Below are 13,881 nucleotides of genomic sequence, written 5' to 3'. Positions count from 1 at the left end.
GAGTTCCTCGTATCCTCGGTCTGCGAACCCACATGCAGCTACCACCCGTTCGTTTCGCAGCGAATTGCAGTAGCTATCTTTCTTGATATGAGGAAATTAGTAACTATGCGCCAGAATCCTTTGGATCAACGCTTCACCCCCCTGACCCAAACCGCCACCACCCATCCCGTCCTGCTGATCGACACCCAAGCCCCACTCCCCGAACTCCATGCTTGCGCCAGCGAACGCCTGCACGCCACGCTCGATTACCTGACTTTGGTGGCGTGCAGCAGCCTGCGTGATTCGGCATCGAGCGACATCAACACCATCACCAACGTCGCCCGGATCCTGGTGCAGGATGTGGCGGATGTGTTCGGCGTGATCGAACAGCGCGGGCTCGAAGGCTAAACCGTTGAGACGGCGACGGCACAATTGATCGTTCCCACGCTCTGCGTGGGAATGCATCCCGTGACGCTCTGCGTCACCCTCCAGAAGCGGAACGCGGAGCGTCCCTGGCGGCATTCCCACGCGGAGCGTGAGGAACGATCTTCACAGCCCCCACGACCCGATCGTACCCACGCAGCAGCGCGGGAACGATCGACCGCTTTCGCAAGCAAGCTGACATACCCACTTGCCAAACCTGATGACCGGAAGCTACTGTCAGCACCATGAACCTGCCACAGATCGCCTCGACCACCACAACCACGACCGCCAAGGCGGGTCGTGAGGTGTCGTGAGCCAATAACACACGTATCTCAAAGGCCCGCCAGCGATGGTAAGGGCCTTTTCTTTTGCCCTTGCGTCGCTGGCCCACACGCAAGGAAAGCACCATGCACGCGCTGTTGATTCTCGATATGCAAGTTGGGTTGTTTCACGGCCCGGATAGACCCTGGGCCGGCGAAGCGCTGCTGGAGACGTTGAATGGCTTGCTGCTCAAGGCCCGGGCGGCTGGGGCACCGATTTTCCTGGTTCGCCACGTCGGCCCGCCTGGCTCGCCCATCGAACCTGCAAGCCCGCTGACGCAACTGGTGCGGGAACTGCAGTTGGAGGGTGATGAAGTCATCTTCGAAAAAAGCCGCCCCAACGCCTTCATCCAGACGGGCCTGGCGGAGCGGTTAAAGGCTTGCGATGCTGAAGGCCTGGTCATCACCGGTATGAAAACCCAGTATTGTGTCGACAGCACCTGCCGAGCCGCCCGGGACCTGGGGTTCGACGCGGTCCTGATCGCCGACGGTCATACCTGTTCCGACACGCCTGAATTGAAGGCAGAAATGATCGTCGCCCATCACAACGCAACCCTGGCAGGCGCCTTCTGTCGTGTCGTTCGCGCTGAGGATTGGTGCTTCTAAACTCCATCAGAAGATCGGCTCACGGTGAGCCGGTCTTGCTCAACAAGCGGAGCTCACAGCATGGACCCGTTGCAACCCTCGCAATGCGAAAACATGGAGGACATTCGACGCGAAATCGATGCCCTCGACCAGGCGGTCATCACGCTGCTGGGCAAGCGTTTTCAATACGTGCTCGCGGCCTCGAAGTTCAAGACATCCGCAGCTTCGGTGCAGGCGCCGGCGCGTTTCAAGGCCATGCTGGCGACACGACGCGCATGGGCCGAGGCCGAAGGCTTGAGCGCCGATGCCATCGAAAAGATGTACAGCGACCTGGTGCATTACTTCATTGCCGAAGAAATGAAACACTGGACGGCCCAGCAATCCGACACCTGATCGTCACTTCCCCGTGGCGTTGCGAAGCAGCTTCAAACCAGCTACCCCGCTTCGCCAAACACACCGCATGCACTGCTTTATAGCCTTACCGCGTGGACACAGCGCTCGGCCGTACCTCGGTGCTTACAGCGTCTCGGAAACTTTCTTGAACACCTCCTCAGGCACCCACCCCTTCCAATCGGCAGTATGGTTACGCAAGTAATAACGCGCCGTTTGCTCAGGGGTTTCTTTGTTGGAGACCATTCGTGTTGCCAGCGTCCGAATGGTGTCGGTTCCAACGAACATCGACTTCAAGAAAGGGATGACAGCCTGATGCTCTTTGGCGAATTTAGCGGACGTATATTTGTTGAGGGCGATATCTGCGTATGCGCACGCTTGTCGACTCCCGACGCCCTCCTTGAACCGGGCAAGGCTATCCTTGACGGCCTCCCAGCAGGCTTCGCTGTAGGCGGGTTCCTCAAGGCGTGTAAGGGCCAGTTCACCCATCAGAGGGCTAGGGTCCCAGTAATAGGTCATGAAGGGCTGGCCCTTATCGTAAGCTGAAATAATCGCGGCGTTGAGCGCTGACTCAGACTTGAGTTCCACTGGCGTAAAAGAGCGATCCACCCCGTAAGTGGCCATTTTAATCAGGTTGATTTCCCGACACGCCCAGCTACTGATGCAGTTTAACCAAGTGGCCTTGCCTGACCCCGATGCGCGCTTGAATACCTCAGCATACTTGGGAAGGTCTTCGACACGTTTCAGATCAGGGGTCATGGGTTTGATTCCGCGCTTGGCATCGCCCTTGATCATGTAGGTGGGCACGTAGAATGCTTGCGTGAGACGCTCATAAGTGGGACCGAAATCGAGGATGGCTTTTTTTGCCCTCTGATCCTCGACCCACTGAGGCATCAGTGACGTAAACATCTCCATATTGATATCGATGTCGCCCGTTTCCATCGCTTTTTGCATTTGCGCAATATCAAGGCTTACCGACTCTACGTTCATACCGTATCCATGCTTGAGGATGTACATGGCGATATGATTGTCGATCTGGATGTTCTCCCAGCCGCCGTCGTAGAACCGGATCGAGCGAGCGTCAGATGACGCGAAAGCCAAGTGAGCGGTCAGGCTCAGCACGAAGCACAGTGCAGTACGTACGAAAAATGAAGGCATTTGAACTCTCCTATTGATGGACGGTTTCTGCTGAGCGGCTGATTGTTGAATGGGGGGAACTGGCGAGGGTTTCCACCACGATACTGGCTATCAGGTCGCGCTGCCCTTCCACGAAGTAATGGTCCCCCGCACAGAACACCGACTTGAACGCATGAGTCGTATGCTCACGCCAGCCGGTGATGTGCACCCCCGTGGCGTAAGGGTCGATACGCCCTCCAATCGAGGTAATGGGGACCTCAAGACGGGGGCTGGCCTCATACAGATAGGTGTTATTTATTTCATAGTCAGCCTTGATGATGGGAAGCATCAAGTCACGCATTTCAGCGTCATCGAACAGTGCTTGATTGTTGGCAAAATTCATTTCCTTGAGCATTGCAATGAGCTCGCCGTCATCGCTCACCGCGGGCTCACGATCCGACTCGTAATTGAACTGCAGTACATCGGAAGCGAATTGATGCTCGTTGTAAAAGTGCGGTGCCCGACTCCCTGCGAAAATCAAATGTGTCGGATGCAGGTTATGTACATGGACCAGGCGTTGAGCCACCTCGAATGCCTGTACGCCGCCCAAGCACAAACCAAAGAATGCGAACGGCCGGTCTAGGTAGGGGATCAGATCAGGTGTCAGTTTTGTCACCAGCTCTTCCATGCGGGTGTACGATTTTTCCCTCAGCCGTGCATTACGACCGGGCAGTTGCAGTAAGCAAAGCTCGATATGATTGGGCAACCGACCCGCCCAATCCTTGAATACCGCGGGCCCGCCGCCTGCATAGGGAAAGCAAAACAAGCGAAGCGTTGCTTCTGGTCTAGGCATCGGAATAACCACGCAGTCTGGCGTCTGCACTTCCTGCCGCTCAGGAGGGCTACTGCCTGCTCGCTCGGTTGGGTCGCCTTGACGGACCGCCTCAAGCTGCTCAAGTACGAAGTCGTTGATGTCGCTGAGGGTGGCACCGACGATAAGCCTGTCCAGGGGAAAGTTAATACCGAGTTTTTTTAGACTGTTGCGAAATTCAACGGTCATCAACGAATCAAAACCCATCATTGTGAGCGACTTGTCCACTGGACTTGCGTCGGCATCGAGATTGCCTGCAACCCGGGCCGCAACGGACATCAACTTGCTCCGGATGAAGGCCTGCCGTTGTTCGCCATCGAGCAACAACACAGCCTCGAGAAAGGGGACGGTGTCGCGTTCCACGATTGTTTTGCCCGCTGAGTGTTGCGCTTCAATAAGCGATAGGTACGGCCAGTCGCTGGATTGTAAATGCGCCTTATAGGGCGCCCAGTCGATCGGTGCGATACCGACGACACCTTGTGCCCCCAGGTTGTCCCACAACTTCTGCAGGCCGACTTTCGCAGTCATGTAATTGATGCCTAACGTCGACAAACGCTTCTTGAACACCTTATCGACCCGGCTGGCCATGCCTTCGGATGACCAAGGTCCCCACGCGATGCTTAAACCAGGTAACCCCGAACTGACGCGGTTTTCCATGATGGCGTCCATCGCACTGTTGGCCGCAACATAGTTCGCCTGCCCCTTGAACCCCAACGACGCACTAATTGACGAGAAACCTACGAAAAAGTCCAGCGACTGGGCGCGGGTGACATGGTCCAGCACCTGGGTGCCCTGCAGCTTCGGCGACAAGACATGCCTGAGAGAGGTTGTGCTCAATTTCGAGAGGACCGCATCTTCAACAGTCCCCGCCAACTGCAGCACACCCCGTAACGGCCATTGCAGAGCACCTATGTACGACATCAGCGGCTCAACAGCCTCACGGGATGCGATATCCATAATGAGGTAGTCGATATCCACCCCCTGACGTCTAAACGTTTCCAACACGGTCGAGCCAGTCGCTTCCAGCGATTTGCGTCCGACCACCGCCAAATGACGGGCCCCCTTTTCCACTAACCATGCAAGGACCTCGCGCCCTAGCCCACCCAACCCACCAACGACCAAATAGGTCGCATCCGGACTTAGCGCCACAGGCCTCGATTTAGCTGGCGACACGTCTATGAGTCGAGGCACATGCACGCTGGAATGACGGATAGCGAATTGATCTTCCTGCCCATTTGCAAGAATCAATTGCGAGGCTAGAAACAGATCGGCACCGACCTCCTCGATGCTCGGTGGCAAGTCTATGAAACCGCCCCAAACAGCCGGTTCTTCCTGGGCGATCACTTTGGACAGTCCCCAAAGTGTGGCTTGCGAAACGTTGATCGACGAAGCAGCGGAACGCACGTTTACCGCTGCGCGCGTCACGATCCAGAGCCTGGCGGCCTCTGATCTGGAGCTGGCCGCCAGCGCTTGCAACGTAGCCAACACGCTGTAGAGACCGGCATTCAGGGCACCAAAGTCTTCGCTACCTAAAGGAGGGTTGTCTGCAGAACGTTGCTCGGTCCCTCCGAGGTGGATAACGCCTCTGAGCGGGTTCCGCGCTGATATGAGCAGCGTTCGGAACACCTCGTGGATATCGGAGGGGGAGTCGGACCTGATGTGCCAGATATTGGCGCTGATCCGACGGCAATCGGCCGCGAATATAACGCGAACCAACTGTTCATCACCAATTGACAGGCCGTTCTGGATACCCTGGACGAGTTCGCTCGTCCCTCCAATGAACAGCCAGACCCCGGTGACGTTCTGATCGTCATGGGTTACTTGCGCTTTGATGGGTTGCTGCACCCAGTCCACAGCCGTCATCCACTGAGGCTTTGCCGAAACGCCGGGGCCTTTCCAATGGGGAACCCGCTGAAATGGATAGCTTGGCGTGTCTATGCGTGTCGCCGTCGAGCCCTCTAAAAGGACCTCCCAGTCAAGTTCAATCCCGGCCTCGAACAAGTGCCCCGCGCTTTCGAGCATTTGTTCGCGATCAGCGACCTTGCTGTTCAGGCTCGTTATCCACCTGGTCTGGTCGGCGTCATCAGGTTGCAGGCATGCCGCGCCAATCGTCGACAACACCGCCTTTGGCCCGATCTCCAGAAAAGTGCGGCCACCTTTTTTGAATGCGCCCCGGATGCAGTCCATGAAACGTACCGGCTGGCGAATATGGTCAAGCCAATGCTCCGACGTCATCAGGCGCTCTTGGGTTATCTCCCCGCTGACGTTGCTGATCAGTGGATAGCGGGGTGCCGACATTCTGATGCGCCCCAGAACGCCAGCAAAGGGCTTGAGTATCGGTTCCATCAGTTCGGAATGAAACGCATGGGAGACATTCAGGCGCGTGTACTTGGTCCCCAGCATATCGAGCACCGGGTAGAGCCTGCTCAACTCGCTCAGGGCGCCGGAAACCACCACGTTGCCCGGGGCGTTGACGGCGGCGATGCTCAGATCAATGGCATGCTGAGCCAGCAACTTGCTCACCTCGTCGTGGTTCAACGAGACGGCTGACATTCCGCCATCCAGGGGGAGCGACTGCATGAGGCGCCCACGTTCGGCGACCAGGGCCATACCGTCTTCAAGACTGAACACACCCGCCACACAAGCTGCCGAAAACTCACCGAGACTGTGCCCAAGCACAATATCGGGGACAACGCCAAAGCTCAGCCAAACCTGAGCAAGGGAATACTCCAACGCAAACAAGGCAGGTTGCGCATAGCGTGTCTGATCTATAAGCCCAGCTTCATCGCCTGGTGCAGGAAAAAGGATCGTGCGCAGGGATATTCCCATGCAGGTTTGCGCAATCGCATCGCAACGATCAATCGCAGCTCGAAACACCTCGTTATGCGGGTAGAGATCTTTGCCCATGCCTGGAAACTGGGCACCTTGCCCCGTGAACACGAACACCAGCCCGGTCTCCTTGGCAGGGTCGACCCAGTGAATATCGTTGTCTTCTTGTTGGAGTTTTGTCAGAAGGGTTTCTGACCCTCGAGCCGACACGGTGTATCGAAAAGGGAATTCTGCCCGTCCGGCACGGGCGCTGTAACAGATATCACGCAGCGACGACACAGTCGGGCGTTCGAGCAATTCGCGGTACTGGTCGATGAGGTCTGCCAGGGCGCCACGATCCTTGGCGCAAAGAGCCAGCAGGTAGGGGCCGCCGGACTCGTTCAGCGAAGGCGCCGACGTCAGGGGGGCCTGCTCAAGAACAACATGGGCATTCGTACCGCCCACCCCAAAGGAGCTGACGCCTGCGCGGCGGGGTGAATCGGTGGTCGGCCATGGAAGGGTTTTGGTGCTGATAAAGAACGGACTGCCGTCCAGATGGATGTCTTTATTGGCGCTCTTGAAGTGCAGCGTGGCGGGAATTGTCCGGTGCTTGAGAGCCAACACCGTCTTGATAAAACCCGCCACGCCAGCGGCTGCGATGAGATGGCCGATGTTGGTTTTCACCGAACCCAATGCACAGGTGTTTGCCTTGGCGCCGTGCTGTGTAAACACATCCATCAGCGCTTTGAACTCAATCGGATCGCCTAATGGGGTGCCTGTACCATGGGCCTCTACAAAGTCGAGAGTCGCGGCGCTCACCTGCGCATTCTCAAGTGCCCGTTCAATGACTTGGGCTTGTCCTCGGGAGCTGGGGGCGGCGAAGCTGACTTTGTTGGAACCGTCGTTATTGATGGCCGATCCCTTAATGACAGCCTGAATGGGATCGCCCGCTTCCAGTGCATCGCTAAGCCTCTTGAGAGTGACCAGTGCGGCGCCACTTCCAAAAACCGTGCCCCGGGCGGCGGAATCGAACGCCCGACAGTGCCCATCTGGCGATTGGATCATCCCCTCTTGGTAGACATAACCCAAGGCATGGGGCACCAGAACGGTCACGCCCCCGGCCAATGCAACATCACACTCGCCCAGGAGCAGGCTTTGGCACGCCATATGAATCGAGACCAACGAAGTCGAGCACGCCGTCTGGATGTTTAGACCGGGACCACGCAACCCCAACTTATAAGCAATCCGCGTCGACAGATAATCCTTATCGTTACCCAACAAACTCATGAAACCGGCACTGCTGTCCAAAAAGCCGGTTTCGCAGGCGTCCTTCTCCCCCATAACATTGGTGTGAAGGTAACCGTTGTGACCTGCGCCAGCGAACACGCCAATGTTCAATGCCTCACGGTCCTTACTCAATCCCGCGGCGTCCAACGCCTCCCAGGCACACTCAAGTAACAGTCGATGCTGGGGGTCGGTAATCGCTGCCTCGCGTGCTGTCATTTCGAAAAAACCAGCGTCGAACCGATCGACATTATTCAGACGGGCCGTCATGGCAACGTAGTCTTCCCGATTAGCCCGTTCAGCCGGAACACCAGCTTCCAGCAAAGAGCCCAGAGAAACAGCCTCAATGGACTCGTGACCCGATGTTAAGTTTTCCCAGAATTGCTCGATGGAGTCGGCGCCCGGGAATCGGCAAGCCATGGAAATAACGGCAATCTCATTTCCGTGATATCTGATCTCGCTCATCCTGTTCTCTCCCAAATTGATGGTGACTTAGCCACGCGGCGCCTATAGCTGCTTCTGGCGTTTACGAGCCGCTGATTTAATGGCTGCGTTCCTGCGGCTCGTACTGGAAGAAGGGGTCAACTTCGAGGACGAGGCGTCATCCAATCCCAGTTTTCGGCTAATCAAACGCGTTTGGGCATCGATGCAGTTGTCTTCAAAAAGCTCAGTGACCTGAAGCTTCAAGCCAAAGGCATCGTTCAACGTCCTGGTCAGGTTTACGATGAGCAGAGAGGAGCCTCCCTGGGCAAAAAAACTCCGCATGGGATGTACCGAAGGGGTCATCAGGATGTCGGACCATACTCGCGTCAGGCGTTGTTTTACCGACAACGATGGATCGTCTGCGTGCGATGGCCTGGGTTGGACCTGAGGTGCTAACCGCTCGAGTGCTGCGACATCCAGCTTTCCGTTGAACGTGAGCGGAAAGTGCTCCAGGAAAACAAAATGGGCGGGAATCATGTACGAGGGAAGATGGGTTCGGAGGGAATCTTTGAGTTTCTCGATGACATCTTGCCGGCTAGCAAGGTCATCGACTTCCCTGACAAAGGCTTGCTCAGCCCGCTCGCCACCCACGCTAGGGCGAGGCTCAAACGTGGGATCCAGGCTGTTATGCGGCCCCACGAATACGTCCATCGTTCCCGCGGGGAGACTCTCGTTCCAGCGCACCCTGGCTTGACGATGGCGGTCGGCGGCCCAGCAGCGAATGTATTCAGGGTCGCAAGCTTCGTCTGGGATGTTTGAGGGAGCGCTTCTGGAAAGCTGGAGGTCCAGGCTGATTCTAGCGTTTGGAACACCTGTCAGCACAAACGCCGAAGGGGCGGATGCCAACCATTGACTCAGGTCTTGCTCGTGCAGACGCTCATGTTGATACGAGTAGCGTGTCACCGGTTTTAAGATCGTTCGCTCATCCGTGTCGAGCCTTATGATGACGTCGTAACGATAACGAGTCATTTCATCGCTACCTTGTCCTGCTCGCAACTCGGTCTCTACGTTGACGATTCGCTCAAGCGTGTAGGCCACTTGCTTGATTTGCAAAGGATCGAGCCACAACTCCCCTTCTCCGATCATCGGGAGTGCACGCTGTAACTTTTTGCGGGTACGACTCGCGGCAGCGGACAAGACGTGTTTCAGGGATTCGTAGGGCACATCACCGATCACAATCACGCCGCCGTCTTTGCACAACGCGGATGCTTTCTGAAGTACATCGACAAGGTAATCAATGCCTGGGAAGTACTGAATGACGGAGTTCAGAAGTACCACGTCGAAAGGTGCCTCACCCAGCGCATCAAGCTCATGGGCCGCCATTTTAACCAGCACGAATGCGGCTGCATTGCTACCGCCCGCCTCCAGCCGTCGTCGCGCGGACTCAATCGCCGCTTCAGAAGCATCGCAGCCCACATAACGCCGGACGCCTCTTTCCAGCAGTGCGGCTCCAGTCATCCCGATACCGCAGCCTACATCCAGTACTGATTGGTCTGAGAAAGCCAGAACACGAGAAGCTGTCGCCTGCACCCATTCACGCAGATCGCTGTCCGGGATCAACTCGCCGGAAAAACTTGAGGTGTAACCACTTTCGGCACTGGCGATCTCATTTTTCTGCGCCGACAGATAAGCCGCCTCCCACACGTCAAGCCAGACCCCGGCATCCGCATCGCGTTGCTGCCCCAACACACTGCCATCCAGCACGACATAGGCGGCCAGCCTGTGGTCATCATGAGCGTGCTCCACCAGGGTGACGACCGATTGACTGACGAGGCCGGACTTATCAAGGGCGGCCTCGACCTCGCCCGGCTCGATACGGTAACCGTTCAACTTCAGTTGTCGGTCTTTACGTCCGATGAAAACCAGGGAGTTATCGGGCTGCCGGCGAACCCGATCGCCGGTGTAGTAAGCCACTGAAGTGCCGCTCTTTGCTTCAGTTGTCTGAAATTTTTCCGCCGTCAGATCGTCCCGATTGAAATAACCGGCACTGACCCCAGGCCCCTCAATCACCAATTCGGACTCTAAGGGGTCATCTGACGGACACAATCGAAAGTGAGTGCCAGGCAATGGCTGGCCTATGGGAATACTTGTGGCAGAGCCGGTAAAATCGTCGGCCTGTAATCTGTGACAGAAAGACCAAATCGTTGTTTCTGTCGGCCCATAAAGGTTCCATGCCGCCCGCGCCGACTGAAAGATTTTCTTACCCAGCTCGACGGGCAATGTTTCACCGCCACACAGCGCTCCGACGGCGCAGGTGCGGGGCCACCCTGCTGCTATCAGCAGTCTCCAGGTGGCTGGGGTGGCTTGAAGCAGCGCACGGTCGCATTGATCAAGTAATGTCGCGATCGCCTGTCCATCCCTGGCCTGTTGCTCACTGGCCAAGTACAGCGTTCCACCTTGAGCCAAGGGCAGAAAAAACTCCAGGATGGAAATATCAAAGCCGTAGGTCGTCGTGGAAACCAGCGCGCCCCATGCCGAAAAATTGATCACCTCATTCATCGCAGATAAAAAATAGGCAAGATTTTGCCGACGGACCATCACGCCCTTTGGGAGACCCGTTGAGCCTGACGTGAACAACATATAGGCAAGCGAAGCATCATCGACCACGGGGTCAAAGGGCAGCGTCGAATCGCTCCAATCGACGTCCTCAATATCTAAAAAAGCGCCCACCGGCCATCGTGAAAGATCAACCGATTGAGATTTAATCACGACATCGAGGTTGGCGAGCGTGGCGATAAGCTCATTACGCTGTAACGGCGAATCCGGGGGGAGCGGAACAAAGATTGCCCCTATCGACAGGACCGCTGTCAGCGCGACGATCAGATCAGGTTCCCTGGGCAAGTAGATCCCAATCTTGCTCCCCAATCCAAAGCCTTCGCAGACAAGGTGCTTGGCGAGCGCCTTTCTTCGGCTTGAAAGTTCAGCGTAGGCAATCGGCTGTCCTCGAGACATTATTGCTATTCTCTCGGGGTACTGATTCGCCCATGTATCGATTCTAGCAACAAGGTCCAGTGGAACGGATGAGTAATTGATGGGGTGTATTGACAGCTGCATCATTCCAAGAACTCCTTCTACCGCAATCGGTACATAGAACTTAAATGGGTTATGCATGCAGTACCAAATGACCAGCCGATGCATTCAGCACAGCAATATTAGTCATTCTTTAAAGCGAGTAGTGGCAACAGGATAAGTTTCGATTATTTGTAACTTAGTAAAAAGACACCAACCAGAACGGTACCTATTCCAACCTTCTGCACCACCGTCGTTATCTCTCTGTAGATCGCGATAGCTAACAACACAGTAACACCGGAGTACACCGAGCTGATAGGCGTCACTAACGACAGATCCCCCATCTTGGAGGCGAATATATAAAACACCCAGCCTGCATTGACCAATAAAGAGTGCGCAAAGAAAATCCACCCGCGACGCCGAGTCACGTCTCCTTTTTCCAGCTTGCCGTTCCTGATCAGTGCCAATGAAGCAAAAAGAACAGCCTGAGTTAATGCCGAATAAAAGAAAGCATTCGTGACATCAAGTGTCTTTGCGGAAAAACCAAGGATAAAAAAGGCCACGCCAAAGCCGGCCATGGCCAAGATGGCCTGGAGGAATCCTTGCGAGCCGCCACGCAGTGACCGGAAGATATTGCCGGATGTCATGACAATGCCAATAAAAATAATGGACACGGCAATCCAGGCAGCCGGGGCTAACCTTTCTTGTAGGAAAATGATGGAGAAAAAGATAGTAACCAAGCTATAGGTAGAAGCAATCGGAGAAACCAAGGACAAGTTTCCGACTTCACACCCTCGCATGTAGAAATAATAGCCGGATACATAGGCGGCAGAGCTGCAGGTGATGATCAACACGGCGTTGGCGTCGAACCTGAGCTGGTGTGAAATGATCAAATATGCCCCCAAGAGGGAGGCCACCACAAAGGTAAATATATTGCGAACCAGCATTGTTTTTGCGGTACCTAACTGACGAATCATCAGACTTTGAATAAAGTCTGAAACCCCCCAGCACAACATGACCATAAGTCCGCCAAAAACGCCGCTATCCATACTAAACAAACTCCATTTCCATCAGACTTGCTGTGTCAGCCACGCCTTGTATTCATCGATTGCAGTTTCGTCTCTTGAATAAAATGCCCATTTGCCAATTTTGTTCACACGCAAAAACCCTGCTTGCCTCAATAGATCCAAGTGCCGACTCACCGTTGGCTGGCTCATACCGAGTTTTTCAGTGATCAATGTTACGCACACACCGATCGCCGCGGGATCACCCGTAACTTGATGAGAGAAGTGCGCACGGGGCTCCTTAAGCCATTGAAGGATTAGGATTCGAGGTTCACCCGCAAACGCTTTGGATTGCTCTATGTATTTATCGTGTGGATTCATCCTAGCCTCATATAGCTAAATGTCAATGCGTTTTTTTGATCGATGCGAATCGTTCAAGGTCATCTTATAACTTTAATTTGAAAATTTCCGCTAGTACCTACGACCGTTGTTATATCGCCCAGCCAGTGATGACTTGCGTTAACACTCTGCACACCGGGACAGCTTGTAGCGTCTTCGAGCGTACCAACTGGCAAAGCGCTGCTGGACACGTTGAATGGTTTGCTGCTATGGCCCCTTGAGCGCCGATCCATCGAGAAGATGTACAGCGCCCCCTGATGCATCACTTCATTGCCGCACTGGACGGCGGAACAGCCCCGCAACGGAACCGCGGTCGGTAACTCCTCCCGTGTTCCGTAGGATCAGAAGTAATCACCGATAATGATTGTGCGCCTTTACCCACTGATATCCTCAGAAAACATCCAAAAGCCCATTAAGAGATCGGCCACGACAAAGGTAAATCAAAGCCTTGGTTGTGCTGCGCTGCACTTCGTTTCGCCAGCGTCAAGAATTCGAAATTTGACACTACAAAGCCATCACCTATCGTTCCTCCCTAGACCGCACCCAGGGACCGGGTGGCCGGACACCCTTTACCAGGGCGGTCGCCAACGTCATTACCCTCAAGGAGCAACAACATGTCTGGATCGACCCAAACCATTGATGTGCTCGTCAACGTTGACGCCGATTACCTGCTCGCCCACCCCAACGACGTAGGCGGTGCGATTTCCATGCTGGTGACCCGCGATGCCGTCGACAGCCATGCCAGCGGCAACACCGGCGAAGGCGGCAACGAGTTGTGGTTCGACGTACAGCCCGGCGACAACATCCGCTGGCGCGCCACCACACTGTCGCGCAACTTCGATCGCATCGCCTTGATCAAGGATGTCGAGAGCGGCGACCCTCACCAGGGCGGTGACTACAAGGGCACCATGTCGAAGCCGAACTCTTTCAACATCCCTGGTGTGGTGCCCTATCTGAACAAGGCTGCCCCCGGCGGCATTTCCAAAACGGATGTGATCTATACCATGTGGCAATCGACGGCTGAGAATCCGGGGAAACTCTGGTACACCATCACCTTCGTTTTGCTGGACCGTGACCTGAACCAGATTGGCCAGACCCACACGTGGGACCCCTACATCACCGTCAATAACCAATAACTGAAATGCACACAACCCCGGTCGGCTCCCTTCGTCGTTGACGAGGGCGCCGGCCGGGGCTGTGTGCAGGTTCA

General features: G+C 55.4%; 9 protein-coding genes. 4 read left to right on the top strand and 5 right to left on the bottom strand.

Features of this window, described 5'->3' with window-relative positions; genetic code table 11:
• Window positions 1-105: 105 nt before the first annotated feature.
• The 3 genes from AACY31_RS21875 to AACY31_RS21865 all read left to right on the top strand — a co-directional run bounded on the left by AACY31_RS21875 (window position 106) and on the right by AACY31_RS21865 (window position 1,700).
• The gene (locus AACY31_RS21875) at window positions 106-387 is read left to right on the top strand and encodes a hypothetical protein (RefSeq protein ID WP_014338612.1); all 282 of its coding nucleotides are present in this window, start codon (window positions 106-108) and stop codon (window positions 385-387) included.
• Window positions 388-809: 422 nt separating this feature from the next.
• Window positions 810-1,328: an isochorismatase family protein gene (locus tag AACY31_RS21870; RefSeq protein ID WP_339505069.1), complete on the top strand. Its 519-nt coding sequence runs from the start codon at window positions 810-812 to the stop codon at window positions 1,326-1,328.
• A gap of 60 nt (window positions 1,329-1,388) precedes the next feature.
• On the top strand, window positions 1,389-1,700 hold the full coding sequence (locus AACY31_RS21865) for an isochorismate lyase (protein WP_339505067.1): 312 nt from the start codon (window positions 1,389-1,391) through the stop codon (window positions 1,698-1,700).
• 123 nt (window positions 1,701-1,823) lie between these two features.
• Here AACY31_RS21865 and AACY31_RS21860 read toward each other — a convergent pair whose 3' ends face one another.
• From AACY31_RS21860 to AACY31_RS21840, 5 genes are all read right to left on the bottom strand, one after another.
• Window positions 1,824-2,855: a glycine betaine ABC transporter substrate-binding protein gene (locus AACY31_RS21860; protein WP_339483066.1), complete on the bottom strand. Its 1,032-nt coding sequence runs from the start codon at window positions 2,853-2,855 to the stop codon at window positions 1,824-1,826.
• Window positions 2,856-2,865: 10 nt separating this feature from the next.
• Window positions 2,866-8,241 carry an SDR family NAD(P)-dependent oxidoreductase gene (locus AACY31_RS21855; RefSeq protein ID WP_339483069.1) on the bottom strand — a complete coding sequence of 1,792 codons (5,376 nt, stop codon included), beginning with the start codon at window positions 8,239-8,241 and terminating at the stop codon, window positions 2,866-2,868.
• Between the two features lie 42 nt (window positions 8,242-8,283).
• Window positions 8,284-11,316 carry an AMP-binding protein gene (locus tag AACY31_RS21850; RefSeq protein WP_339505065.1) on the bottom strand — a complete coding sequence of 1,011 codons (3,033 nt, stop codon included), beginning with the start codon at window positions 11,314-11,316 and terminating at the stop codon, window positions 8,284-8,286.
• Between the two features lie 140 nt (window positions 11,317-11,456).
• Window positions 11,457-12,317: a DMT family transporter gene (locus AACY31_RS21845; protein ID WP_339483072.1), complete on the bottom strand. Its 861-nt coding sequence runs from the start codon at window positions 12,315-12,317 to the stop codon at window positions 11,457-11,459.
• A 21-nt stretch (window positions 12,318-12,338) separates the two neighbouring features.
• Window positions 12,339-12,653: an ArsR/SmtB family transcription factor gene (locus AACY31_RS21840; RefSeq protein WP_339483073.1), complete on the bottom strand. Its 315-nt coding sequence runs from the start codon at window positions 12,651-12,653 to the stop codon at window positions 12,339-12,341.
• Window positions 12,654-13,285: 632 nt separating this feature from the next.
• On the opposite strand from AACY31_RS21840, the gene AACY31_RS21835 reads away from it, so the two are divergent.
• Entirely contained in the window at window positions 13,286-13,807 is a 522-nt protein-coding gene (locus tag AACY31_RS21835; protein WP_339483075.1) for an AidA/PixA family protein, read from the top strand.
• Window positions 13,808-13,881 lie beyond the last annotated feature (74 nt).

Origin of the sequence: Pseudomonas sp. RL_105y_Pfl2_101 (genome assembly GCF_963970585.1) — a bacterium.
In the GTDB taxonomy this organism is placed as follows: domain Bacteria; phylum Pseudomonadota; class Gammaproteobacteria; order Pseudomonadales; family Pseudomonadaceae; genus Aquipseudomonas.
This window is presented reverse-complemented; position numbering and strand designations above follow the sequence as displayed.

Coding starts and splice junctions, on each gene's coding strand:
- AACY31_RS21865 (WP_339505067.1), top strand. CDS start 1,389: ATGGACCCGTTGCAACCCTCGCAATGCGAAAACATGGAGGACATTCGA.
- AACY31_RS21870 (WP_339505069.1), top strand. CDS start 810: ATGCACGCGCTGTTGATTCTCGATATGCAAGTTGGGTTGTTTCACGGC.
- AACY31_RS21855 (WP_339483069.1), bottom strand. CDS start 8,241: ATGAGCGAGATCAGATATCACGGAAATGAGATTGCCGTTATTTCCATG.
- AACY31_RS21845 (WP_339483072.1), bottom strand. CDS start 12,317: ATGGATAGCGGCGTTTTTGGCGGACTTATGGTCATGTTGTGCTGGGGG.
- AACY31_RS21850 (WP_339505065.1), bottom strand. CDS start 11,316: ATGATGCAGCTGTCAATACACCCCATCAATTACTCATCCGTTCCACTG.
- AACY31_RS21840 (WP_339483073.1), bottom strand. CDS start 12,653: ATGAATCCACACGATAAATACATAGAGCAATCCAAAGCGTTTGCGGGT.
- AACY31_RS21875 (WP_014338612.1), top strand. CDS start 106: ATGCGCCAGAATCCTTTGGATCAACGCTTCACCCCCCTGACCCAAACC.
- AACY31_RS21835 (WP_339483075.1), top strand. CDS start 13,286: ATGTCTGGATCGACCCAAACCATTGATGTGCTCGTCAACGTTGACGCC.
- AACY31_RS21860 (WP_339483066.1), bottom strand. CDS start 2,855: ATGCCTTCATTTTTCGTACGTACTGCACTGTGCTTCGTGCTGAGCCTG.